The following is a 20371-nucleotide window of genomic DNA, read 5'->3' on the forward strand; positions in this document are numbered from 1 at the left end:
GCAGGACGGATCAGGAGGCCGGCGGATCGCTCAGCAGACGAACCAGCAGGCACCCTCACCCCGCCCGCCCCCTACGAACCCGCCTCCCGCCCGCCCTCCGGCGCCTCGTACCGGTGCACCGCCACCTCTTCCGTCGCGCCGGACACTCCCCACTCCTGCCGCTCGGTGCCGCGCCGCACCCAGCCCCGGCGCTCGTACAGCGCAACGGCCGAGGTGTCGGAGGTCTTCACCTCCAGGACGAGCCGCACCCCGCGGGCTGCCGCCTCCGCCTCGACAGCAGCCAGCAACCGCGCGCCGAGACCGTGGCCGCGTGCGCCTGGCGAGACGTAGAGCCGGCTGACCTCGCTCCCGCACAGCGCGGCATGGCCGAGCACCACCCCGCCCCCCTCGGCGACCCAGGCAGCAGTCAACCCGTCAGGAGTGAGCCATCGCACCGGTTCCTCGGGCCAATGGTGGGGGTAGCCGCTGTGCGCATGCACTTCGGCAAGGACCGCCGCACAGGCACCGAGATCAGCATCGACCCGCCTCCGAACCACCCACGGCACCCGTGCATCCACCCCTGCCGCGCCGCCCCACGCCCCGTTCATCGTCTCCCCCTGCGCATCCATCCCCGCCTCATCCTTCATCCCTCAGCCGTCATCCCTGCTTCCACATCTTCTTCCGCCCCCTACTCCCACACCAACCACACGCTCCACACAGGGCTCATCCCCCCAGCCCCCGACAGTGCCCCACTCACAAACACATCCGCACACGCCCACATCCACGCAGAAGAACGCCCCCCAAACCCAAAGCCCGAAACCGGGAACTCCTGACCCGGAACCCGGAACCCGGAACCCGGAATGCGTAACCCGGAATGCCGAAAGCCCGACCCGCCACGCCATGCCCCATCAGGTGCCCCCGGCCTGCCCCGCCCGTCCAGGGGTACAGGTGACCCAAGCGAACGCGAACGCTCCTCACCAACCTCGACCGGTGAGCGTTCGACCGGATCACCGCACGCGAATGGCCGGTCGCCCAGCGCGCACTCCCCCGGCTGACCCGCAGCGCCAATCACGGACTCCTGCGGCTCAGCGTCGCAGTTGGATCGGCAGCCCTCCGCCGCACCCCTGAGCCTGGAGATCAACGGTGAACGGCGCACCGTCTGGCGGCTGTTCGTCGGCAACGGTCAGTACCGCGGCCTGGGCACCGCTCCCGTACGCCGGCACGACCTTGCCGACGGCGTACTCGACGTTCGAGTGGTGCACGGAAGCCGACTGGCCCGCACCCGACTCCTCGGCGCCGCCCTCCCGGGCACCCCGCGCAATACCCCGGTCCTGGGCGAGGCCCGCCTGCCCCGGCTACGCATCGGTGGCCTCCCGGACGGCACCCCACTCGCCTACAACGGCGAAGTCTCCACAACCCCCGGCAAGTTGACCCTGGAGAAGAAAACGAAGCCCTAACCGTCTACCACCCCCTCCCCACCTGACCGACCCGCCACCCAACACGGATTCCGCCCCACCCCGGGGCTCCAAACACCGCCCCCTCTCCCCCCCCCGCCCCACCCCCTCCCCACCCCTGACCCACCCTCACCCGCCAGCCCTCAGCCCTCAGCCCTCAGCCCTCAGCCGAACCCTCGCACCCCTCCCCCAAGCCCCTCCCACACCCCGCACCCACCCCTCTCCCCACCTTCCCCCGCGTCCACATCACAAGACGCATCTCTCGCGATACGAGACGCCGGCGTACGGTGTGAGGGCAGCACACCGCAGGGCATCCGCACCCGGCCGTGGCCCGTCATGGCCTCGTGCGACAGCCCCCGTTGTCCACGAAGGAGCCGACCCATGCCACAGGAATCCGCCGTATACACCCACGGCCACCACGAGTCCGTACTGCGCTCTCACACCTGGCGCACCGCCGCCAACTCGGCCGGGTACCTGCTGGATTCACTGCTGCCCCACATGCAGATCCTGGACATCGGCTGCGGCCCCGGCACCATCACCGCCGACCTGGCCGCCCTGGTGCCGGACGGTCAGGTCACCGGCCTGGAGCACGCACCCGCCGTACTGGACCAGGCCCGCGCCACGGCCGCCGCCCGCGGAGTGGAGAACATCCGCTTCACGGTCGGCGATGTCCACGCGCTGGACTTCCCCGACGACACCTTCTGCGTGACCCACGCCCACCAAGTCCTGCAGCACGTGGGCGATCCCGTGCAGGCTCTGCGCGAGATGCGTCGCGTCACCAAGCCAGGCGACATCGTCGCCGTTCGCGATTCGGACTACGCAACCATGACCTGGTACCCGGAGGTTGAAGGGATGGCCGACTGGCTGGACCTGTACCACCGGGTGGCCCGGGCCAACGGCGGCGAGCCGGACGCCGGACGCCAGCTGCACGCCTGGGCGCGCCAGGCCGGCTTCCCGCAGGAGAACATCACCGCGACCGCGAGTGCCTGGTGTTACCGGACTCCGGAGGAGCGGGCCTGGTGGTCCGAACTATGGGCGGACCGCACGACTTCCTCCTCCTACGCCAAGATCGCGGTCAACGGCGGACATGCCACCACGGACGACCTGACCCGCATCGCCGCGGCGTGGCGGGAGTGGGGAGCTCAGGAGGACGGCTGGTTCGCCATGCTGCACGGCGAGATCCTGTGCCGGGTGTGACGTAGCGTCAGTTCGGCATTTCCGCCACCCCGTCTCCATTACGTCGGCACGTCACGGTCACACCGCCATCCAGGGTTCGCGCAGCCGCAGGGGCCCAACTAGGCTGTTTCCTATGGACATTCTGGGGACCTCACTTCGGGTATGTGTCGGCGACCTCGATGCCGCGGTCAACGTCTACGAACGGTTGACCGGTGCCGAGGCGATCCGCTTCCAGCGGGGCGGGGTGGCGGTCGCGGCGGTCGGGTGCTTCTTCCTGATGAGCGGCCCCGAGGCGGAACTGTCGGTACTGCGAAAGATCGCCGCGACCATCGCCGTGAAGGACGTCGATGAGGCGGTGACCGACCTCACCGCGGTCGGCGCGGACATCATCGCCGGGCCACTGCCCACCCCCATCGGTCGCAATTTGATTGCCCGTCACCCGGACGGTTCGGTCTTCGAGTATGTCGACCGCAACCCGGGCGCCTAGGAGCAACCCCCGTGGCATAGGGGCCAGTTCGACCGCCTGATGTGCGGAGGCGTTGCCTTTCGGCGGACTCGGCTACCGATGAGTCGCTGGCACCGCGCCTAGGTATCGTCGCGCGGCGCCCCGCGTCATCCGCATGTCGGTCACACCTCCAGGATGATCTTGCCTCGGGTGCGGCCGGCCATGCTGAGACGGAACGCCTCGGCGGCTTCTCGCAGTGGGAACACCGCGTCGACCGGCACGGCCAGCTTTCCCGCGTCCGCGAGGATGGCCAGTGCGGTCAGGTCGGCGCTGTCCGGTCTGACCCACACCATGTGGCCGCCCTTCGCCCGGACTTCGCCGTCGGCGATCGACACCACGCGACTGCGGTCCTTGAGCACCTCCTGCGAGACGTCCACGGCCCCGCCGCCGACGAAGTCCAGGGCGACGTCGACGCCTTCGGGCGCCAGGGCCCGGACCCGGTCCGCGAGGCCGTCGCCGTAGGTCACCGGTTCGGCGCCCAGGGATCGTAGGAAGTCGTGGTTGCGCTCGCTGGCCGTGCCGATCACGCGGGCCCCCTCGGCGACCGCGATCTGGACGGCCAGTGAGCCGACTCCGCCGGCGGCGGCGTGCACCAGCACCAGGTCGCCCGCCTTGGTCCGGGCCCGCTTGAGTGACTGATAGGCCGTCAGTCCGGCCAAGGGTAGGCCGGCGGCCTGTTGCCAGCTGAGTGAGTCGGGTTTGCGGGCCAGGGTGCGCACGGGCGCGGCGACGAGTTCGGCGTAGGTGCCGTGTTGCACCTCGTCCTTGCGGACGTAACCGATGACTTCGTCACCGACCGCGTACTCGGAGGCGTCGGCGCCCACCGCCTCGACCACCCCCGCGACATCCCAGCCGGGGATGAGGGGGAAGTGGACGTGCATGATGTCGTGCAGGTAGCCCGCGACGATTTTCCAGTCGACCGGATTGACGCCGGCGGCCTTCACCCGGATCAGCACCGAGTCGGGTCCGACTTTGGGGTCGGGTTGCTCGGAGTGGGTGAGAGCTTCGGGGCCGCCGTAACTGTTCGTGGTAATTGCTTTCATGACCGTCACAACGCGTGACGATCCGTGAGGATTCCGCGTCCTCGCGATCTTTTCCAACTGGCATATGCCAACGCGGTGCGCGGCGCGAACCGGGCGGTGTCGGCGGCGCCGCCCGGCCCGCGCCGCGTCCGCTACGCCGACTCCGCCGGCCGCATCCGGAACTCGTACCGCTCCGGCAGCGGATGCTCCGCACGGGCCCGCGCGGCGATCTCCGCGGTGACCGGGCCGTCCCCCGCCACCAGCCGCTCGGCGATGGCGTACCAGGTATCGCTCAGCACTTCGGCGCCCTCCCGTAGGTCGGCGATCTCGAAGCCCTCGTCGAAGATCTCGCGTGCCGCCCGCGGCTGTCCCTGGTCGAGCAGGACCTGTGACGCCAGCAGACGGAAGCGGCCGTCCGCACGGTCGGTCGGGCGCAGTGCCGCGAGCATTGCGGCGGCCTCGTCGGCCCGGTCCGCCGCGAGCAGCGCGGGAACCGCCGTGCGGGCGAGGGCCGGCAGGGTCTCCCGCCAGATCCGGGCGGTCGCCGGTTCGTCGGACGCGGCCGACTTGGTGGCGCAGGCGAACGCTTCCGAGAACCGGTCGGCGGCGCGAGCGGTCTCGCCCGCCACGCCCTCGGCGACGGCCAGGCAGTACAGCGGCAGGCAGCCGGCGCCGTGTGCCAGCGCGCGCTCCCAGCTGCGGACGGCCTGGGCTCGGTCGCCGGCGTGCCACTGGGCGAGTCCGAGGTGGTACTCGGCGGCCGGTCCCGGACGGGCGGATTCCAGCAGGTCACGCCAGGCCGGGGAGACCGGCGCCGGCCCGGGGACCGGGCCCGCGGCCGGCAGTTCGCCCGTCCGGAGCAGCGTCAACCAGGGCTGTTGCGCGGCGCCCAGCGTGGCCGGGTCGAACGGTGTGCCGGGGAGGTCCAGGCCCGCGCGGACCGCTTCGAGGGCGCCCCAGCCTGAGCCGGTGGCCAGTTGCTCCTTCGGTTCCTGGTCGGCGTACGGGAGCCAGGCGGCGTACGCGGCCTCGACGTCGGCCCGTGGCAGCACCGTCGACAGCCGGGTCTCGACGGCGTCGCGCGCCGCCGTCCAGTCCGCGCCGTGCACCGCGGCGGGGTCGGCGGCCAGTGGCCCGTACGCCTCCAGCCAGGTGAACTCCCCGCCGGCGTCGAGCGGGACGTGCTCCAGTTGGGTGCGGGCCAGGCCCGCCTGGATCTCCGCGTAGCCGGCCGTGCCAGGTTCGGTGAGCCACCGCTGCCAACGTCGGCCGGCTCGCCCGGATCCCCACAGGAAGAGCTTGCGGCCGGGCAGGGTGTCGGTGGAGGTCTGTACCAGGCCGTGGCCGTCACGGTCGAGGGAGGCGATCCAGGGGCGTGCGCCCTCGGGCAGGTCGTAGAAGTAGTCCGCGGGGTATGTGCTGCGCAGCGGGTAGGTGCGGTCGTCCCCGTCGGACTCCGGTACGGGAACGCGGCGCAGGGTGCGTTGGTATCCGAAGTGCCAGGCCGCCTCGGCCGGGGCCAGTACGCGGGTGTGTGCGTCCTCGGGGACGGCGGTGTTGGACCACCAGTAGGCCGGGACGGTGTGGTGGTGCGGGTTGCGGATCCGCACGCCCACGTAGAGGAACTCCGCGCCGTCGGGCAGCCACAGGTCCACCTGGAACGGCAGATCGCGCAGCCGCTCCCACTCCCACAGCCGCAGCATCACGCCGCCGTCGGGGGCCGGCACCCGGGCTGCGTGCAGCGGGGCGCACGCGAGGGTGGTGTGCCCGGTGGCGCCGATGTTCCACTCGATGCCGCCGGAGAACCACGCCCCGTTGAGGGCGAAGGCGGCGGGTTGCAGCACCGGGTTGCGGTAGAGGAGTTCGCGGCCGGTGGGCTTGTGGTGGAGGGAGTACACGCGGCCGCCGAGTCCGGGCAGGACGGTGGCGCGCAGCCGGTCGTTCTCGATCACCAGCGCGTCGAGGTCGGTGGGCCGGCGGTCGCGGCCGTAGCCGTCCCGCATCCGGGTGGGCTGGATCGAACGCAGTGGTTGATAGCCGATCTGCCGCGCCATGTCGGCGGGCAGGGCGGTGTCCCGGGGGATTTCGATGCGGTGCGCGTCGCCGGCGTCGTGCAGCGCGGGCAGCGGGTTGTCCGGGCCGAGGGCGGCCATGGGAAGGGTCAGGGTGGTGCGTCGCACGCTCGTGGCCACGGCTGCCTCGCAAGATCGGACCGGACCCCCTCGGCTGCGGCGGCCCCCTGTTGACCATGGAACAACGTGATGGCCCGTCTGAACAGGGCACCTGGTGACCGGGTGGGGTCAGGGTTGCGCAAAGACGCCCGCAAGGAGGTCGGCCAGCAGCACTGCCCCGGATCCGTCGGGGTCCCGGTCCGGGTCGTAGATCGCCACGGTGATGCCCACGCAGCGTGGGGAGGCCGCCAACGGGGCCAGAAGTGCCCGCAGTTCCTCGGTGAACAGGCCGCCTGGGTCGGGGCTGTCCACCGCCGGCATGACGGTGGGGTCCAGCACGTCCGCGTCCAGGTGGATCCAGAAGCCGTCGAGCGGGGAGTTCTGGAGGTGCCGGAGCGCTGCCCACGCGACCGTTTCCGGGCCGCGCCGCCGGATCTCGCCGACGTTGGTGCAGCTGATGCCGAGTTGGGCCAGCTCTGCTTGGTCCTCGTCCGCATCGCGGACCCCGAGGAGGCTCACGTCCTCGTCGCGGACATACGGGCGCAGCCCCTCGATGTCGGTCAGATCGGCCTGGCCGCGGCCGGTGATCTGCGCGACGCCCTCGCCGGCGGCGGCGCCGACGGGGCCGGACACTTCGGTGTTCCCCGGGTGCCGGAAGTCGCCGTGTCCGTCCAGATAGGCGACGCCGTACCGCCCCGACCGCCGCAGTGCGAGCACTGCCCCGAGCAGGATGCTGCAGTCGCCGCCGAGGACGACCGGGAAGTCGCCGCTGCGTACGTGGCCCTGTACCCGGCGGGCGAGCCGCGCGCTGTACGAGGCGATCGCCGGGGCGTGGAAGTCCCCGTCTCCCTCGCGCCACTCCCCCAGGCCGTAGCGGGGCGGCACCACCACCCCGCCCTCCAGTGCCCCGAGGCGCCGCAGCAGTCCCTGTTCCCGCAGCGCTCCGGCGAGCTTGTAGCAGCCGGGCACCGTACCGGGCGCGGGTGGTCGCAGTCCCAGGTTGGACGGGGCATCGATCAGCACGTTCCGGCGCATGCGGCGATCGTAACGGGCGGCGTGCAAACGGCCCGTCGTTGCAGGGGGTTGCACCGTAATACCCGGGCGGTGCGGGTTTCGAGCGCATAGCCTCTACTGCTGCACACGGGAACGGCCGAGCAGAACGGAAGCGGTGGAGATGGCCACGCAGCACACCTACCGAGTGATCGTCCGCGGCAAGTGGGACAACCTCACGGAGGAGGACCGGGCGAAGCTGCTCGCCGAGGTGGAGGAGCACGGGCTCGCGCAGATGCGGTTCACCGCCGAGGGCTCGTTGGCCTACGACACCGCGTTGCACGCCTTCAGTTACCGCTACGTCATCGTCGCGGACGCCGAGTACGGCGAGGAGATGGCCGCTGCGCTCGGTGAGGAGAAGGCGGAGGGCGCGCTACGGGCGGCGGGGCTGGGCTATCGGGAGCTGCGGTCCACCGCGACCGACATGGACACGATGAAGATCAACCGGAAGGGCCGGTAGCGACCCTCCCGGTGGCACGTCTTCTGTTGGTGCGTCTCCTGTCGGGGCGTCTCCTTTGGTGGGTGTTACTTCCCCGGTTGCTGCGGGAGCGGCTCGTTGAAGCGGAGCCGATTGCCGAAGGGGTCGGTCAAGGTGAGGCAGGTGCCGAACTCGTCCTCCTCCAGGCCGGGCCGCAGGTAGGGGTAGTCCTTGGCGGTCAGTTCGGCGTGCAGGGCTCGCACCCCCGTCAACTCGACGTAGACGGTGGAGCCGGGGGTCGCATCGCCGTGGTGTTCCGAGAGGTGGAGGACCAGGCCGCTCCGGGAGACCTGGGTGTAGAGCGGCATACCGGGTGCGAAGCGGTGTTCCCAGTCGATGGTGCAGCCGAGGTAGTCGACGTAGAAGGCGTGGGCCTTGGCCACGTCGAAGATCCGGAAGATCGGTACCGCGCGTCGGACCGCGACGTCCCCCGTGGCCAGGGATTCGCTCACTCCGCTTCACCGTCCCTCTGGACGTCCCGATCGGCCGGGTCTGCCTCCTGGTCCGCCTGGTCTGGCTGGTCTGGCTGGTGTTCCTCGTCCGCACGGACCATCTCGCGGGTGATGGCCCAGCGTTCGTGATCGCGCCAGGCGCCGTCGAGGAAGAGGAAGTCCGGGGAGAAGCCCTCCAGGCGGAAGCCCGCGCGCTCGACCAGGGAGATGGACTGCTTGTTGGACGGCTGGATGTTGGCCTCCAGGCGGTGCAGGCCCAGGGGGCCGAAGGCGTGGCGGAGCACCAGTCGCAGGCCCTCGCTCATCAGGCCGCGTCCGGCGGCGGGGGCGAAGGCGCCGTAGCCGATGGCGCCGCTGCAGAAGGCTCCGTGCACGATGTTGTTGATGGTGAGGTAGCCCGCGATGCGGTCGCTGTCGTGCTCGCAGATCAGGAAGCCCTCGCGGAGGGGTTCTTGAAGTCGCGCCAGGTAGCCGTCGAACGCGGCGTCGCTGTCCGGGGGGAAGAGCCAGGGGCGGTGCAGATCGGCGCTCTTTCGGCTGAGCGCGGTGAACTCCTCCCGGTCGTCGGCGGTGAAGTGCCGGATACCCACCCGGGGGCCCCGCGCAAGATAGCGGTCGGTGCTCGTCATCAGCAGATCGTACGAGGGGTGGTGGCACCGGACCAACCGTCCCCTTCTTGCGGACGGCGTGCCGCCCCGTGGGCTCCGGGCGGCCGTTGACCGGTCCGGAGGCCACGGGTTCCGTCCGGTGCGGGACGGAAGGGTGCGGGTCCGTTCAGCGCCATACGGGTGCGTCGGTGCCCCAACGACCCGGCGGCGTCGCCCAGTTCACCGGGCCGCCTTCGAAGGACGCCGGGGGGAGTGCGTGCTGTATCCGGCCTACGGGGCTGTCGGTTTCACGGAGGTAGCGGGCGGGGTCGTAGTCCGTAGGGGAGGTGGGGTCTGTGGTGTCCTCGGGGGTGGTCGGCTCGGGTTCGTCCTTCAGGTCGTGCGTCAGCCAGCGCGCCGTACGGGCGAGTGCCAGTGTCGCGAGGCGTGAACCGCCGGTCCGGGACTGCTCGGTCAGTGACCGCAGTACCGCGGCGGCCAGCAGGTATCCGGTGCCGTGGTCCAGCGCCTGTGCGGGCAGCGCGCCAGGGGTCCCGTCCTCGCTCGCCTCGATGGCGGCGATGCCGGTCGCGACCTGTACGACGCTGTCGAATCCGCGTCGGCCGCCCCAGGGGCCGTCGTCGCCCCAGGCGGAGAGCCGGGCCACGATCAGGCCGGGGCGGCGTTCGGCGAGGCTCTCGGGGGCGAGCCCGAGGCGGTCCAGGGCACCGGGCCGGTATCCGGTCACTACGACGTCCGCCTCGGTGAGCAGCGCCTCGAAGGACGCGCGGCCGCTGCGGGACCCCAGGTCCAGCGTGGTGGAGCGCTTGCCGAAGCCGGTGTCGCTGTGGGCGTCCTGGCTCTCCGGGAGCTGCGGGGCGTCGATGCGCAGGACGTCGGCGCCGAGGAGGGCGAGCGTCCGGGTGGCGACGGGGCCGGCGATCACCCGGGTCAGGTCCAGGACGCGCAGCCCGGCGGCGGGCAGCACGGGGTCGCCGGCGCGGGCCGGCAGCGGGCGCGGTGCGGTGCCGGCGCCGAGGGTCTCCCGCGTCAGCAGCGGGTGCCGGGCGACGGTGGCGCCCTGCTCGTGGGCGGACCACTCCTCGGGGGTGCGGGCGGCGACGGCCAGTCCGCCCGCCGCGTAGACGGCCTCCTGGAGTTCTTCGGACCGTCGCCCGGCGATCGTGGCCTCGGCGTCCGCGGGGCCGGCGGTGTCCGGGAGGCCCAGTGCGCCGAGCAAACGGGTGCGGTGGTGCGGGTAGTTGGCGTGGGTGCGCAGCCAGCCGTCGGCGGTGCGCCAGAAGCGGGAGAGCGGCGCGAAGGTCGAGGGGGCGCGGCCGTCGATCCGCAGGTGTCGTTCACTGACGAAGGCGGTGGCCACGGCGGCGTCGTCGACGTGCACGGCGGGCCGTGGGCCACCGTCGCGCTGTGCGGCCAGTTCGGCCGCGGCGAGTGCGCAGACGGCCACCGTGGAGCGGGCCAGGGCCATGGCCGGGAGGCGGGCCGCCAGCAGGCCGGGCGGCCCGCCGTAGGTGATCCGCCGCGTGAGTGCGGGGTCGCCGCCGAGCGCTGCCCATGCCTGGTCCGTACCGGCGGTCTGCCGCCGTGCCGTGTCATCTCGTTGCACCATCAATCAAGTGTGGCACTGAGTGCCACCAATGGCTAGTAGTTCGGGTCTTCGTCAGCGATCTACGGGGTGCTGCGCCGACCAGCGTTCCCCGGCGCCGGGCGCGGCCAGCGCCAGCTTGCGGTGGGCCCGGCACAGCACCCCGCGGACCACGATGGGGTGAATCCGGCGGATCGCGGCCAAGTAGAGGCGTCCGCCGTGGTGGTGGGTGTGGACCACCGTGCCGAGGGTGACCAGGTCGTCGGCGACCAGGAGTGCGGCGCGGAAGTCCAGGTGCCCGGCGTTCTTGCCGAGCAGGGTCTCGTCGCCCTGTCGGGCGAGGACGGGGAACGGCGCCTTGCGCAACGCCCGTTCCCACGCTTCGGGCTCGCGTGGCATACCTGGACGCAGTGGCATCTGCCAGGCGTCCTGGAAGTCCGTCCGAGGAAAGGCACTGCGTGCCAGGCGGGCGCCCGCCGGGAGGGCGACGACCGACGGCCGGTCCCATTGGAGGCGGTTGAACAGCCGCACCCGGGGCGAGCGGCGGGCGGGGGTGCGGAGGTGTCCGGTGGCCGCGCGTTCGAGGTTGTCGAGGAGTTCCTCGGTGACGGTGCCGTGGACGGCGCGGATCGCCAGGTGCCAGGCGAGCCGGCGGGCGAAGGGGAGCCGGGACTCCAGGACATGGTCGACCCGGCAGCGGTCCGGCCCCAGGGGGTGGACGGTGAGTTCGTGGTAGCCGGCGCTCTCCCCGGAGCGGCCGGGGGTGAAGGCGAAGCGGATGCGGCGGCCCGGTTCGTAGGCGACGACGCGATAGCGCACGGATCCGTGGCCGCCGTCGGCACCGACGCCCAGAGGGCGGTCGAAGCGCAGGGGCGGCCAGGCGGGCGCCGGGAAGAGCGGGTCGGACTCACTGCCCAGGTGGTCGAGCAGGGCCCCCACGGCATCTGCGGGGGCCTGGACGGTGCGGGTATGGCTGTCGCGGACCGTGTGCACGGAGCACCTCCATACGGTGGCGTATGTTTTCACCATACGGTACCGTATGGTCATGGTGCGAGAGCGAGCGAAGGGGACCGGCGGCGCCGCACGGCAGCGGCTGACCGTGCAGGACTGGGCCGACGCGGCCCTGGCGGCCATGGGGGAGGGTGGCCTCGCGGCGGTCGCCGTGGAGCCGTTGGCGGCCCGACTGGGCACCACGAAGGGCAGCTTCTACTGGCACTTCGCCAACCGCGACGCGCTGATCGAAGCCGCCCTGGACCGCTGGGCGGAGACCCGCACCGAATCCGTGATCACCGAGCTGGCCGACGAGCCCGACCCCGGCGAGCGGCTCCGCCGACTGTTCCTGCGGGCCACCCGCCGGGCCGCCGAGGACCCGCTGGAGGTCTCGCTGCTGGCCTCCGCGGCCGATCCCCGGGTGTCGGCCGCGCTCGCCCGGGTGACCGACCGCCGTATCGGCCATATCGCCGCGCTCTTCGCCGAGTTGGGCTTCCCGGAGGACGAGGCGCACCGCCGCGGCCTGCTCGCCTACACCGCCTATCTGGGGCACACCCAGCTCAGCCACTCGGTCCCCCGGTCCCTGCCGGCCGGCCCTGCCCGCGAACGCCACCTGGACGCGGTGTTGGAGACTTTGTTGCATCCGGCGGGAACACCCGGGACCGCTCCGAACGTTCGACAATCGAACCCGCAGCACCGAGCAGCGGAGCCCACTGCCGAGAGGGGGTGAAGGCGCCCGACGCGGCACCCAACAGGACCGCCACCGCGCCATGTCGGCCGGCCGGCGAGCGGTGTCCGGTACAACCACACACGGAGATCAGCGCGGCGCACACGGCTCGCCTCACGGCAGGCACGTGACACGGCAATCGGCGGTGACGTCCTCCTGGCGAGCGACTCACCCCACCCGCACGGGAGGAACCGTGACCGAAACCATCTCCTTCCCCCAGGACCGCACCTGTCCCTACCACCCCCCGACGAACTACCGGCCGCTGCGCGAGTCCGGTCCGCTCTCGCACGTCACCTTCTACGACGGCCGCAAGGTCTGGGTGGTGACCGGGCACGCCGAGGCGCGGGCGATGCTGGTCGACCAGCGACTGTCGTCCAACCGGCAGAATCCGGGGTTCCCCATCCCGATGAAGCGGCTGGAGGGCATCCGGCGGGTGCGGACCCCGCTGATCGGCATGGACGACCCCGAGCACAACACCCAACGCCGCATGCTGATCCCGAGCTTCAGCGTCAAGCGGATCGCCGCGCTCCGACCGCAGATCCAGCAGACCGTGGACGACCTCCTGGACCGGATGCTGGCACAGGGCCCACCCGCCGAACTCGTCTCCGCGTTCGCCCTGCCGGTCCCCTCGATGGTGATCTGCTCGCTGCTCGGCGTCCCGTACGCGGACCACGAGTTCTTCGAGGAGCGGTCCCGCCGCCTCCTCCGCGGGCGTTCGGCCGAGGAGAGCGAGGAGTCCCGGGTCGAACTGGAGGGATACCTCGCGGAGTTGATAGCCCGTAAGGAACGGGTCCCGGGTGACGGCCTGCTGGACGAGCTGATCGCCGAGCGGCTCCAGGCCGGCATGCTGCAGCACGAGGAACTGGCCCGGCTGGCCATGGTCCTGCTGGTGGCCGGCCACGAGACCACCGCCAACATGATCTCGCTCGGCACCTTCGCCCTGCTCGAACACCCGGACCAGCTGGCCCAGTTGAGGTCCGACGAGAGCCTGATGCCGGCCGCGGTCGAGGAGTTGCTGCGGTTCCTGTCCATAGCCGACGGCATGCTGCGGGTGGCGACCGACGACATCGAGATCGCCGGCCACACCATCCGCGCCGGCGACGGTGTGGTGTTCTCGACCTCCCTGATCAATCGGGACGAGACGACCTATCCGTCACCGGACGAACTCGACTTCGACCGCTCGGCCCGCCACCACGTCGCGTTCGGTTTCGGCATCCACCAGTGCCTGGGACAGAATCTGGCCCGCGCCGAGTTGGAGATCGCGCTGCGCTCGCTGTTCCGACGCATCCCCGATCTCCGACTCGCCGCGCCGGCTGCCGCGATTCCGTTCAAGCCGGGGGACACTCTCCAAGGAATGATCGAACTGCCGCTGGCCTGGTAGCGCCGATCGGCACCACCGGAGGCGGCACGCCAACGAAAGGGGTCCGGCAATGCGGATCACCATCGACACGAATCGCTGTATCGGCTCCGGGCAGTGCGCGCTGACGGCGCCGTCGGTCTTCACCCAGGACGACGACGGGTTCAGCGCGCTGCTGCCGGGCCGGGAGGACGGCGGGGGCGACCCGCTGGTGCGGGAAGCCGCCCGCGCCTGCCCCGTGCAGGCCATCGAGGTTGCGGAGGACTGACGCCGGCAGGGGCCACCCGCGGACGACACGGATGACGCCCGCCCCGACCGACCACCGACACCGGGCGGCCGCGGCGCGCACAACACGTACCGCCCCTGACTCTCCCCCCTACGGCATCCACCCCATCCGCTACGGCACAACCCCCTGGGTGACGGGGAGTTCGAGGACCCCGGTGTCCTCGGGCGCGCTGGTGACCGTCACCCGCTTCACACCGCGATTGCCCACATAGGCGGAGTCACTCGCGGCGATCACCAACCGCAGCCGGTGCCCCGGCTGGTAGCGGTGCACGATGCCCGGGAGTTCCACGGTGAACTTCCCCGTCACATCGGGCACCCTTGCCGGGGCCACCAACCGGTGCACCAACGTCTTCTGCCCGTCCGGCGCGACGTCGTAGAGCTTGGCGAAGAGCACCAGCTTGTCGGCCGCGTCCGAGGAGTTCTGCACGCGCTCGGCCTGCGGCGAGACGACCTTCAACGTCACCTTGGGTGCGCCCACCACGTCCAGCGGCCCGCCCGCCACCGGAGCCGAGGTCCAGTCCAGGTAGGTGCCCTTGATGTCGTACGGCTGCGGGTCGGGGAGCCCCAGCATGCCGGCCAGCGAATCCTCGGAGTGGCTGGTGGGCACCCGCAGATTGCGGTATTCGCGACTGCCGCGGGCCACCTTGGCGCGGTTGTCGACGAGCTTGCCGTCCCCGGACAGATACAGCCGGCGACTGCCGCCCGCCGGGTAGGCGGACGCGGTGGCGTAGGTGGGGCCGCTGCTCACCCAGTCCCGGTAGTACGCGAAGGCCGGTCCGGTACCGGTGCCCGTCCGGTGCTGTAGATAGCGGTCGAACCAGGCGAGGATCCGCTGCCCCACGTAGCTTGAATCCAAGTTGCCTTTTCCCAGGTCGAGTTCGCCTTCCGCCGGGTCCTTCATCCCGCCGCTGTGACCCCAGGACTGCCAGATCATCTTGACCGGGGTGCCCTGGTTGGCGAGGGTGCGGTAGGTGGCCGCGGCCTCGTTGAGGTTGAAGAGGGTGTCGGCCTGCCCCTGGACGAGCAGAGTGGGTGCCTTTACGGACTTCAGATAGGAGACCGGGGAGACGCTGCGCGCGTACTGCAGCATCGCCTGGGTCTCGTCGGCCGGGTACGTGTGGGAATCCAGCAGACGCTTGGTGCGACACGCCGACGCCACGAAGTGCAGGCAGCCCGCGCCGCCGGCCCGCGACAAGTCCAGCCCTGGGTGGAGCAGTCCCTGCGCCTCACCGATGAGGAAGAACCCGTTCGTCCATTGGTACTTGTAGACCCCGGGGACCGGGCCGCTGACGCCGTCCGTGCGATCGGCGTTGTTCGGGTCGAGGGAGTAGGAGAGGTCGTTCCAGGTGATCAGCGGGACCAGCGCGTCGACGCGGTGGTCGACCGCGGCGGTGGCCATCTGGATCGCCCCGCCGTACGACCCGCCGATCATGCCGACCCGGGGATCGCCGGGGCGGTCCTGGGTGACGAAGTCGATGCGGGTGCCGTCGTCGGCGGTGCGCGTCCCGGCCAGCAGGTCGATCAACTGGCTCGCCGCCCTGCCGTCGATCTTGGGATCGTCGAGGGAGATGGGGCAGCCGGTCTTGCCGAAGCCGAGGCCGGAGTAGGCGAGCGCGACATAGCCGCGGGTGGCGAACGCCCGGGCGGTGGCGTCGGTCGAGCCGTCCGCCTTGCTGCCGCCGAAGCCGTTGGTGGTCAGCACGGCCGGCGCCGGATGCGCGGCGTTGACGCCCGACGGGCGGTAGAGGTCCGCGTCCACCGCGCAGTGGTGACCGCCGGCCCGCACGGTCACCTTCACCGCGGTGACCGTATACGGCGTGGCGGCGGACCCCGCGGCGGCAGCGGGGGCGCTCAGGACGAGAGGCGCGGTGAGGGCGGTGCCGGTCAGCAGGGCGAGGGACATGCGGAGCACGGGGCGGGACACGACTCGGGACACGCTGGGCACGCAGACCTCCAGAGGACACGTCGTACCAACCAGTCGGTAACGGCGCGCTCATGTTGTGACACGAGTAACGGACATGTCAACGCCCGTGACACGCGTTGGTGATAGGACGTCAGTTCATTGCAACTGGCGGAGAAATGAAGCGATGGCCTGCCATCTGAGCGGCGAGCAGAACACGGTTACAGCCACGGGGGCAGGTGCGGACACGGCATCCGACGTGGGTGCCTTCCTGACGCACCATCACTGGATCGGCGTGCCGTGAGCCGCCGGCCGGGTGTGCGACTGCGTCGCGAACTGCCGCACGCCTCCACCGGCGGAACAGTTCCCCAGCCCACCGGCGTCATACGTCTCCGGTCCGCAGCCGCACCACACTGTCGCCTCCGCCCCGACGAGGGTCGTTCCGGGGCGTACCCGGCCGTGCCCCGTCGGCCGGGTAAGGCACTGCGTCGTCAGCTGGTCGCTCGTCGGCGCCCCGGCACACTGCGCAGGAAGTGGTCGAGGACCCGGACGCCGAAGTGCAGGCCCTCCACGGGGACCCGTTCGTCCACGCCGTGGAAGAGTGCCTGGTAGTCGAACCCCTCGGGCAGCTTCAGCGGTGAGAAGCCGTAGCCGACGATGCCCAGCCGGGAGAACTGCTTGGCGTCCGTGCCGCCGGACATGCAGTACGGCACGGCGTGGCCGTCCGGGTCGAACCGCTCGATCGCGGCCCGCATCGCGGCGAACGACGGGGAGTCGACCGGAGACTGCAGCGCGACCTCACCGTGGTGGTAGTCCCAGGTGACATCAGGCCCGGTGAGCTCGTCCAACGTCGTACGGAACTCCGCCTCGCCGCCCGGGACGACCCTGCCGTCCACATAGGCGACGGCGGATCCCGGGATCACATTGACCTTGTAACCGGCCGCCAGCATCGTCGGGTTGGCGCTGTTGCGGACCGTCGGTTCGACCAGCTTGGCGGCCGGACCGAGCTTGTCCAGCAGCGCATCAACGTCGAAGTCGGGCCGCTCGGGGTCGACGTCGATGGCGTGCAGTGCGGCGAGCTCGCGCAGCGCCGCCCGGACGGTGGGGGTGAGCCGCACCGGCCACTCATGCGCACCGATCCGGGACACCGCGTCGGCCAGCCGACTGACCGCGTTGTCGCGGTTGACCTTCGAGCCGTGCCCGGCCCGGCCCAGGGCCGTCAACTTCAACCAGGCGGTGCCGCGCTCCCCCGCCGCGATCGGGTAGATCCGCATCCCGCCACCGGCGTGGAACGTGAAGGCCCCCGATTCACTGATGCCTTCGGTGCAACCCTCGAAGAGGTCGGCGTAATGGTCGGCGAGGAATCCCGAGCCGTCCTCGGCGCTGGCCTCCTCATCGGCGGTGAACGCCAGCACGACGTCGCGCCTGGGCCGCACTCCGCTGCGCGCCCACTGACGGACGACGGCGAGCATCATCGCGTCCATGTTCTTCATGTCGATGGCGCCCCGGCCCCAGACCGCACCGTCGCGGACCTCCCCCGAGAAGGGGTGGACCTGCCAGTCGGCGGGCTCGGCCGGAACCACGTCCAGGTGCCCGTGCACCAGGAGTGCGTCGGCGGACGGGTCGCTTCCCTCGATGCGGGCGACGACATTGGTGCGCCCCGGGCTGCGCTCCAGCAGCACCGGCTCGATGCCCACCTCGGTCAGCCGCTCGGCGACGTACTCCGCGGCCGGGCGCTCCCGGCAGCTGCCGTCTCCGGCGTTGCTCGTGTCGATGCGGATCAGATCCGAGGTGAACCGCACCACCTCGTCGAGCGCCTGCTGATCGACCGTCTCGGCACCCGGGCCGGAGGTGTGCTCCGCCAGCTCAATCTCAGCCATATTGTTCCTCCACGGCGGACGAGACGACCGTGGTGACCGCCTTGAAACACCGGATGGCTTCGTACATGTCCTGACTGGTATACGCGACGCGGCGCTCACCGCAGCGCTCCACGCCGGGCACGCATGTCGCCGCTCCCACCAGGTGCTCGGCGTCGAACTCCAACTCGAACCGGAACGGGCCGCCACGGACCGGATCGTGACGCACCGCGAGCGCCGCGCCCTTGCAGGCCGCGGCCTGGATCTCGGCCGCCGTGCGGGCCGGCGGCCGGCACACCGCCGCATACCGCGAGACATAGTCCTTGACCGCCACACCGGGCGCCTGCGGGGTATACCCCTGTGCGTCCTCGCAGGTCCGATCGTCGCCCGTCACCAGCACCACGGGCACCCCGTACTCCGCCACGACGAGGGAGTTGAGATACCCCTCGCTGGCGCGTATGCCGTCGACCCAGACGCCGGTGAGCGTATTGGCGAGATAGGTGTGCGCCAGCACGCCCTCCGTCCCGGCACCGGTGTGGTAACCGATGAACGCGATGCCGTCGACGTCACCGCGCTGCACGCCCTCGACCATGCTCAGCACCTTGTGGCGGCCCGTCAGCATCTCGGCGCGTGCGTCGAGCTGTTCCAGCAGCAGGTTGCGCATCGTCCAGTGGGCCTCGTTGACAAGCACCTCGTCCGCCCCGCCGTCGAAGAACCCGGCGATGGCCGCGTTCACATCGGAAGTGAACATGTGGCGGCAGCGCTCCCACTGCGGTGTGCCCGGCAGCACATCGGCGGGCCACGTCACGCCCGTGGCACCCTCCATGTCCGCGGAGATCAGGATCTTCACATCTATCAGTCCCATCGCAGGTGAGAGGTCGCATGCACAGCCCTTGACCGATCACGTTACGCGGGCGTGAACACACCGACCAGGGCTGTGGATAACTCCGGAGGTCCAGACCACTGAAGATCATCTACGCAGCTGGTACGCGCCACCTGCCACGCGCGTTCACACGCCTGACCCGGCCCGCCCGCCCTCCCCTCCAGACCCGCCCACCCCCCGAAGGGGGGTGGGCGGCGGGGAAAAACTAGAGGGTGAGGGCGGGGGGGAACTAGAAGGGGTCAGGGCAGGGGGGAACTAGAAGGGCTGAGGGCGAGGGGGAAGCTAGAAGGGGCGAGGGCGGGGGACTGCGGCGAGAGGCGTGCCGGCGAAAGACGTGCCGGTAAGAGGCGGGATGGTAGGAGACAGGACGGTAGGAGGCGGGCCGGTAAGAAGCGGGGCAGCACTGGAGGCGGCGGCAAGAGGGGTGCCGACGAGAGGAACGAGGGCAAGAGAGGTGACCGTGAGAGGGGCGAGGCCCGGAGGCAACACCTCCAGGAACGCAGGCGGCGAATCGCCCCCCTCCCCCACCCCGGGAATACCGCAAGTACACGGCCCACAGCGCAACGCGCGCAGGGCACGAGGACTACAGCCACATGCCACACCGGACTTCAGGACCAGCGCCCTACTGACCTACCGGCCTATAGACGCCTGCCACTCCGCACGACCACCACAGACCATCACCATCACGATCACAAACCACCCCACTACGCGCACAGCACACACAGCAGCGGACCAGCGGGCCAGGCAGCAGGCAGCGTCACGGATGCCAGCCGCGCCCCATCAACAACACGGGACCGCACGCCATCACACGTACCCGATTCCTCATTCGAGTTCCTCCTGGCAGCGCTCCAGCCACTCCAGGTCCGCCTGGATGTGCAGCATCGCGCCCTCTATCAGCAGGTGCGCGACCCGGTTGTCGCGGTCTTCGGAGGCGGCCAGACGGGATAGTTCCCGCATGCGCTTGAGGTAGTGCCGGCGTTGCTTGTTGATCAAGGCGACCTGGTTGGTGGTCCCGGCGCGGGAGGCGAGCGCCAGTTTCATGAAGAACTCGTCGCGGGCCCGCGGCTCGACGGTGGCGTCCTCGAACCATGCGCCCACCGCCTCACGGCCGGCCGCAGTGATCCGGTAGATCCGCTTGTTCGGGCGGTCCGGCTGCTGGACCTCCTCTCCCTCGATGAGGCCCGCCTTCTCCAGCCGACCGAGGGTCACGTAAATCTGACCGACGTTCGGTCGGGGGTAGGCGGCGCCCAGGAGTGTCTCCAGGGCCTGTTTGAGTTCATAGCCGTGCGCGGGTCCGCTGACCAGCAGCGCCAGGAGTGGCAGCCGCACGCTCTCCCTCTCCGTGAGCCCTCGACGCCCATGATGCGACGCCCCTTGCTCAATGCCCGTTGTCCATTGTCCGTTGCTTGGCGTCTGTTGCCTGTTGCTCGTTGTCTGTTGCTCGATGTCTGGTTCCTGTAGTGGCGGTCACCGCGGTGGCCGTCCGGTCCGGAGCGGGTTCGGCCGGTTGCTGTCCCGTCTTGGAGGTTTTCCCCGGGAAGCCTTGTCTTCAAGACCTCGTCCGGAAGCTCTTCCTACGGCTTTGCCAACTAGCCCTCTCCGGAATGGCTAACAGGTATACAGGAGCGCGGCAGCGGGGCGGATGCCGGGGCGCGACCGGATCGCGTTCCGCAGGAGGGGCACTTCCTCACCCGCGCCCCGACTGCCAGCCCGACCAACCGGCCAACCGGCAGCCCGGCCGCCCATTCACCCACCTGTCGCCCTACTCCCTTACCTCATACGGGAGTTGGGTGACAGTCGGACACCCCCCGATGACATTCCGCACAGGATCCAGACGCCATACCCTACAAATCCGGGCACGTACCGTTCGACTTTCGTCATTCAGTTGACACC

The 20371-nt window shown here is 70.7% G+C and carries 19 protein-coding genes; 7 read left to right on the forward strand and 12 right to left on the reverse strand.

Going from position 1 to position 20371, the window contains the following annotated elements:
• Positions 1 to 71: 71 nt before the first annotated feature.
• A complete protein-coding gene (locus ACFVT2_RS04545; RefSeq protein WP_390012253.1) occupies positions 72 to 545 on the reverse strand; it encodes a GNAT family N-acetyltransferase in 474 nt (157 codons plus the stop codon).
• A gap of 531 nt (positions 546 to 1076) precedes the next feature.
• Between ACFVT2_RS04545 and ACFVT2_RS04550 the strand changes: the two genes are divergently transcribed.
• The 3 genes from ACFVT2_RS04550 to ACFVT2_RS04560 all read left to right on the forward strand — a co-directional run bounded on the left by ACFVT2_RS04550 (position 1077) and on the right by ACFVT2_RS04560 (position 3096).
• The gene (locus ACFVT2_RS04550) at positions 1077 to 1436 is read left to right on the forward strand and encodes a hypothetical protein (protein ID WP_390012058.1); all 360 of its coding nucleotides are present in this window, start codon (positions 1077 to 1079) and stop codon (positions 1434 to 1436) included.
• Between the two features lie 378 nt (positions 1437 to 1814).
• Positions 1815 to 2630, forward strand: a complete 816-nt coding sequence (locus ACFVT2_RS04555; protein WP_390012061.1) for a methyltransferase domain-containing protein — start codon at positions 1815 to 1817, stop codon at positions 2628 to 2630.
• A gap of 112 nt (positions 2631 to 2742) precedes the next feature.
• A complete protein-coding gene (locus ACFVT2_RS04560; protein WP_390012063.1) occupies positions 2743 to 3096 on the forward strand; it encodes a VOC family protein in 354 nt (117 codons plus the stop codon).
• A gap of 140 nt (positions 3097 to 3236) precedes the next feature.
• Here ACFVT2_RS04560 and ACFVT2_RS04565 read toward each other — a convergent pair whose 3' ends face one another.
• The 3 genes from ACFVT2_RS04565 to ACFVT2_RS04575 all read right to left on the reverse strand — a co-directional run bounded on the left by ACFVT2_RS04565 (position 3237) and on the right by ACFVT2_RS04575 (position 7342).
• Positions 3237 to 4157 carry an NADP-dependent oxidoreductase gene (locus ACFVT2_RS04565; RefSeq protein ID WP_390012066.1) on the reverse strand — a complete coding sequence of 307 codons (921 nt, stop codon included), beginning with the start codon at positions 4155 to 4157 and terminating at the stop codon, positions 3237 to 3239.
• Between the two features lie 131 nt (positions 4158 to 4288).
• Positions 4289 to 6328, reverse strand: coding sequence for a DUF5107 domain-containing protein (locus ACFVT2_RS04570; RefSeq protein ID WP_390012069.1), 2040 nt, complete (start codon positions 6326 to 6328; stop codon positions 4289 to 4291).
• A 108-nt stretch (positions 6329 to 6436) separates the two neighbouring features.
• Entirely contained in the window at positions 6437 to 7342 is a 906-nt protein-coding gene (locus tag ACFVT2_RS04575) for an arginase family protein (protein ID WP_390012073.1), read from the reverse strand.
• A 139-nt stretch (positions 7343 to 7481) separates the two neighbouring features.
• On the opposite strand from ACFVT2_RS04575, the gene ACFVT2_RS04580 reads away from it, so the two are divergent.
• Positions 7482 to 7817, forward strand: coding sequence for a DUF6204 family protein (locus tag ACFVT2_RS04580; protein ID WP_390012077.1), 336 nt, complete (start codon positions 7482 to 7484; stop codon positions 7815 to 7817).
• 65 nt (positions 7818 to 7882) lie between these two features.
• Here ACFVT2_RS04580 and ACFVT2_RS04585 read toward each other — a convergent pair whose 3' ends face one another.
• The 4 genes from ACFVT2_RS04585 to ACFVT2_RS04600 all read right to left on the reverse strand — a co-directional run bounded on the left by ACFVT2_RS04585 (position 7883) and on the right by ACFVT2_RS04600 (position 11473).
• Complete coding sequence (locus ACFVT2_RS04585) at positions 7883 to 8287, reverse strand: glyoxalase superfamily protein (RefSeq protein ID WP_390012080.1); 405 nt, start codon at positions 8285 to 8287, stop codon at positions 7883 to 7885.
• Positions 8284 to 8916, reverse strand: a complete 633-nt coding sequence (locus ACFVT2_RS04590) for a GNAT family N-acetyltransferase (RefSeq protein WP_390012083.1) — start codon at positions 8914 to 8916, stop codon at positions 8284 to 8286. The genes ACFVT2_RS04585 and ACFVT2_RS04590 overlap by 4 nt, the downstream gene beginning before the upstream one ends.
• Before the next feature lie 145 nt (positions 8917 to 9061).
• Positions 9062 to 10504, reverse strand: a complete 1443-nt coding sequence (locus tag ACFVT2_RS04595) for a CoA transferase (protein WP_390012086.1) — start codon at positions 10502 to 10504, stop codon at positions 9062 to 9064.
• 51 nt (positions 10505 to 10555) lie between these two features.
• Positions 10556 to 11473: a DUF2867 domain-containing protein gene (locus tag ACFVT2_RS04600; RefSeq protein ID WP_390012088.1), complete on the reverse strand. Its 918-nt coding sequence runs from the start codon at positions 11471 to 11473 to the stop codon at positions 10556 to 10558.
• 46 nt (positions 11474 to 11519) lie between these two features.
• On the opposite strand from ACFVT2_RS04600, the gene ACFVT2_RS04605 reads away from it, so the two are divergent.
• From ACFVT2_RS04605 to ACFVT2_RS04615, 3 genes are all read left to right on the forward strand, one after another.
• Positions 11520 to 12200, forward strand: coding sequence for a TetR/AcrR family transcriptional regulator (locus ACFVT2_RS04605; protein WP_390012091.1), 681 nt, complete (start codon positions 11520 to 11522; stop codon positions 12198 to 12200).
• Positions 12201 to 12390: 190 nt separating this feature from the next.
• Positions 12391 to 13578 (forward strand): cytochrome P450, encoded by a 1188-nt coding sequence (locus ACFVT2_RS04610; protein ID WP_390012094.1) that lies wholly within the window; start codon positions 12391 to 12393, stop codon positions 13576 to 13578.
• Between the two features lie 49 nt (positions 13579 to 13627).
• Positions 13628 to 13822: a ferredoxin gene (locus tag ACFVT2_RS04615; protein ID WP_390012097.1), complete on the forward strand. Its 195-nt coding sequence runs from the start codon at positions 13628 to 13630 to the stop codon at positions 13820 to 13822.
• Positions 13823 to 13951: 129 nt separating this feature from the next.
• Here the strand turns inward: ACFVT2_RS04615 and ACFVT2_RS04620 are convergent, their stop codons facing one another.
• From ACFVT2_RS04620 to ACFVT2_RS04635, 4 genes are all read right to left on the reverse strand, one after another.
• Positions 13952 to 15742 carry an alpha/beta fold hydrolase gene (locus tag ACFVT2_RS04620; RefSeq protein ID WP_390012256.1) on the reverse strand — a complete coding sequence of 597 codons (1791 nt, stop codon included), beginning with the start codon at positions 15740 to 15742 and terminating at the stop codon, positions 13952 to 13954.
• 488 nt (positions 15743 to 16230) lie between these two features.
• Positions 16231 to 17619 carry a M20/M25/M40 family metallo-hydrolase gene (locus tag ACFVT2_RS04625; protein WP_390012100.1) on the reverse strand — a complete coding sequence of 463 codons (1389 nt, stop codon included), beginning with the start codon at positions 17617 to 17619 and terminating at the stop codon, positions 16231 to 16233.
• Positions 17612 to 18445: a M55 family metallopeptidase gene (locus ACFVT2_RS04630; RefSeq protein WP_390012103.1), complete on the reverse strand. Its 834-nt coding sequence runs from the start codon at positions 18443 to 18445 to the stop codon at positions 17612 to 17614. Before ACFVT2_RS04630 ends, ACFVT2_RS04625 begins: the two co-directional genes overlap by 8 nt.
• Before the next feature lie 855 nt (positions 18446 to 19300).
• Positions 19301 to 19807 carry a PadR family transcriptional regulator gene (locus ACFVT2_RS04635; RefSeq protein ID WP_390012106.1) on the reverse strand — a complete coding sequence of 169 codons (507 nt, stop codon included), beginning with the start codon at positions 19805 to 19807 and terminating at the stop codon, positions 19301 to 19303.
• Positions 19808 to 20371: the final 564 nt, after the last annotated feature.

Source organism: Streptomyces sp. NPDC058000 (assembly GCF_042886435.1).
Classification (GTDB): Bacteria; Actinomycetota; Actinomycetes; order Streptomycetales; family Streptomycetaceae; genus Streptomyces.

Coding starts and splice junctions, on each gene's coding strand:
- ACFVT2_RS04555 (WP_390012061.1), top strand. CDS start 1,815: ATGCCACAGGAATCCGCCGTATACACCCACGGCCACCACGAGTCCGTA.
- ACFVT2_RS04560 (WP_390012063.1), top strand. CDS start 2,743: ATGGACATTCTGGGGACCTCACTTCGGGTATGTGTCGGCGACCTCGAT.
- ACFVT2_RS04565 (WP_390012066.1), bottom strand. CDS start 4,157: ATGAAAGCAATTACCACGAACAGTTACGGCGGCCCCGAAGCTCTCACC.
- ACFVT2_RS04575 (WP_390012073.1), bottom strand. CDS start 7,342: ATGCGCCGGAACGTGCTGATCGATGCCCCGTCCAACCTGGGACTGCGA.
- ACFVT2_RS04580 (WP_390012077.1), top strand. CDS start 7,482: ATGGCCACGCAGCACACCTACCGAGTGATCGTCCGCGGCAAGTGGGAC.
- ACFVT2_RS04590 (WP_390012083.1), bottom strand. CDS start 8,916: ATGACGAGCACCGACCGCTATCTTGCGCGGGGCCCCCGGGTGGGTATC.
- ACFVT2_RS04595 (WP_390012086.1), bottom strand. CDS start 10,504: ATGGTGCAACGAGATGACACGGCACGGCGGCAGACCGCCGGTACGGAC.
- ACFVT2_RS04605 (WP_390012091.1), top strand. CDS start 11,520: ATGGTCATGGTGCGAGAGCGAGCGAAGGGGACCGGCGGCGCCGCACGG.
- ACFVT2_RS04615 (WP_390012097.1), top strand. CDS start 13,628: ATGCGGATCACCATCGACACGAATCGCTGTATCGGCTCCGGGCAGTGC.
- ACFVT2_RS04620 (WP_390012256.1), bottom strand. CDS start 15,742: ATGTCCCTCGCCCTGCTGACCGGCACCGCCCTCACCGCGCCTCTCGTC.
- ACFVT2_RS04625 (WP_390012100.1), bottom strand. CDS start 17,619: ATGGCTGAGATTGAGCTGGCGGAGCACACCTCCGGCCCGGGTGCCGAG.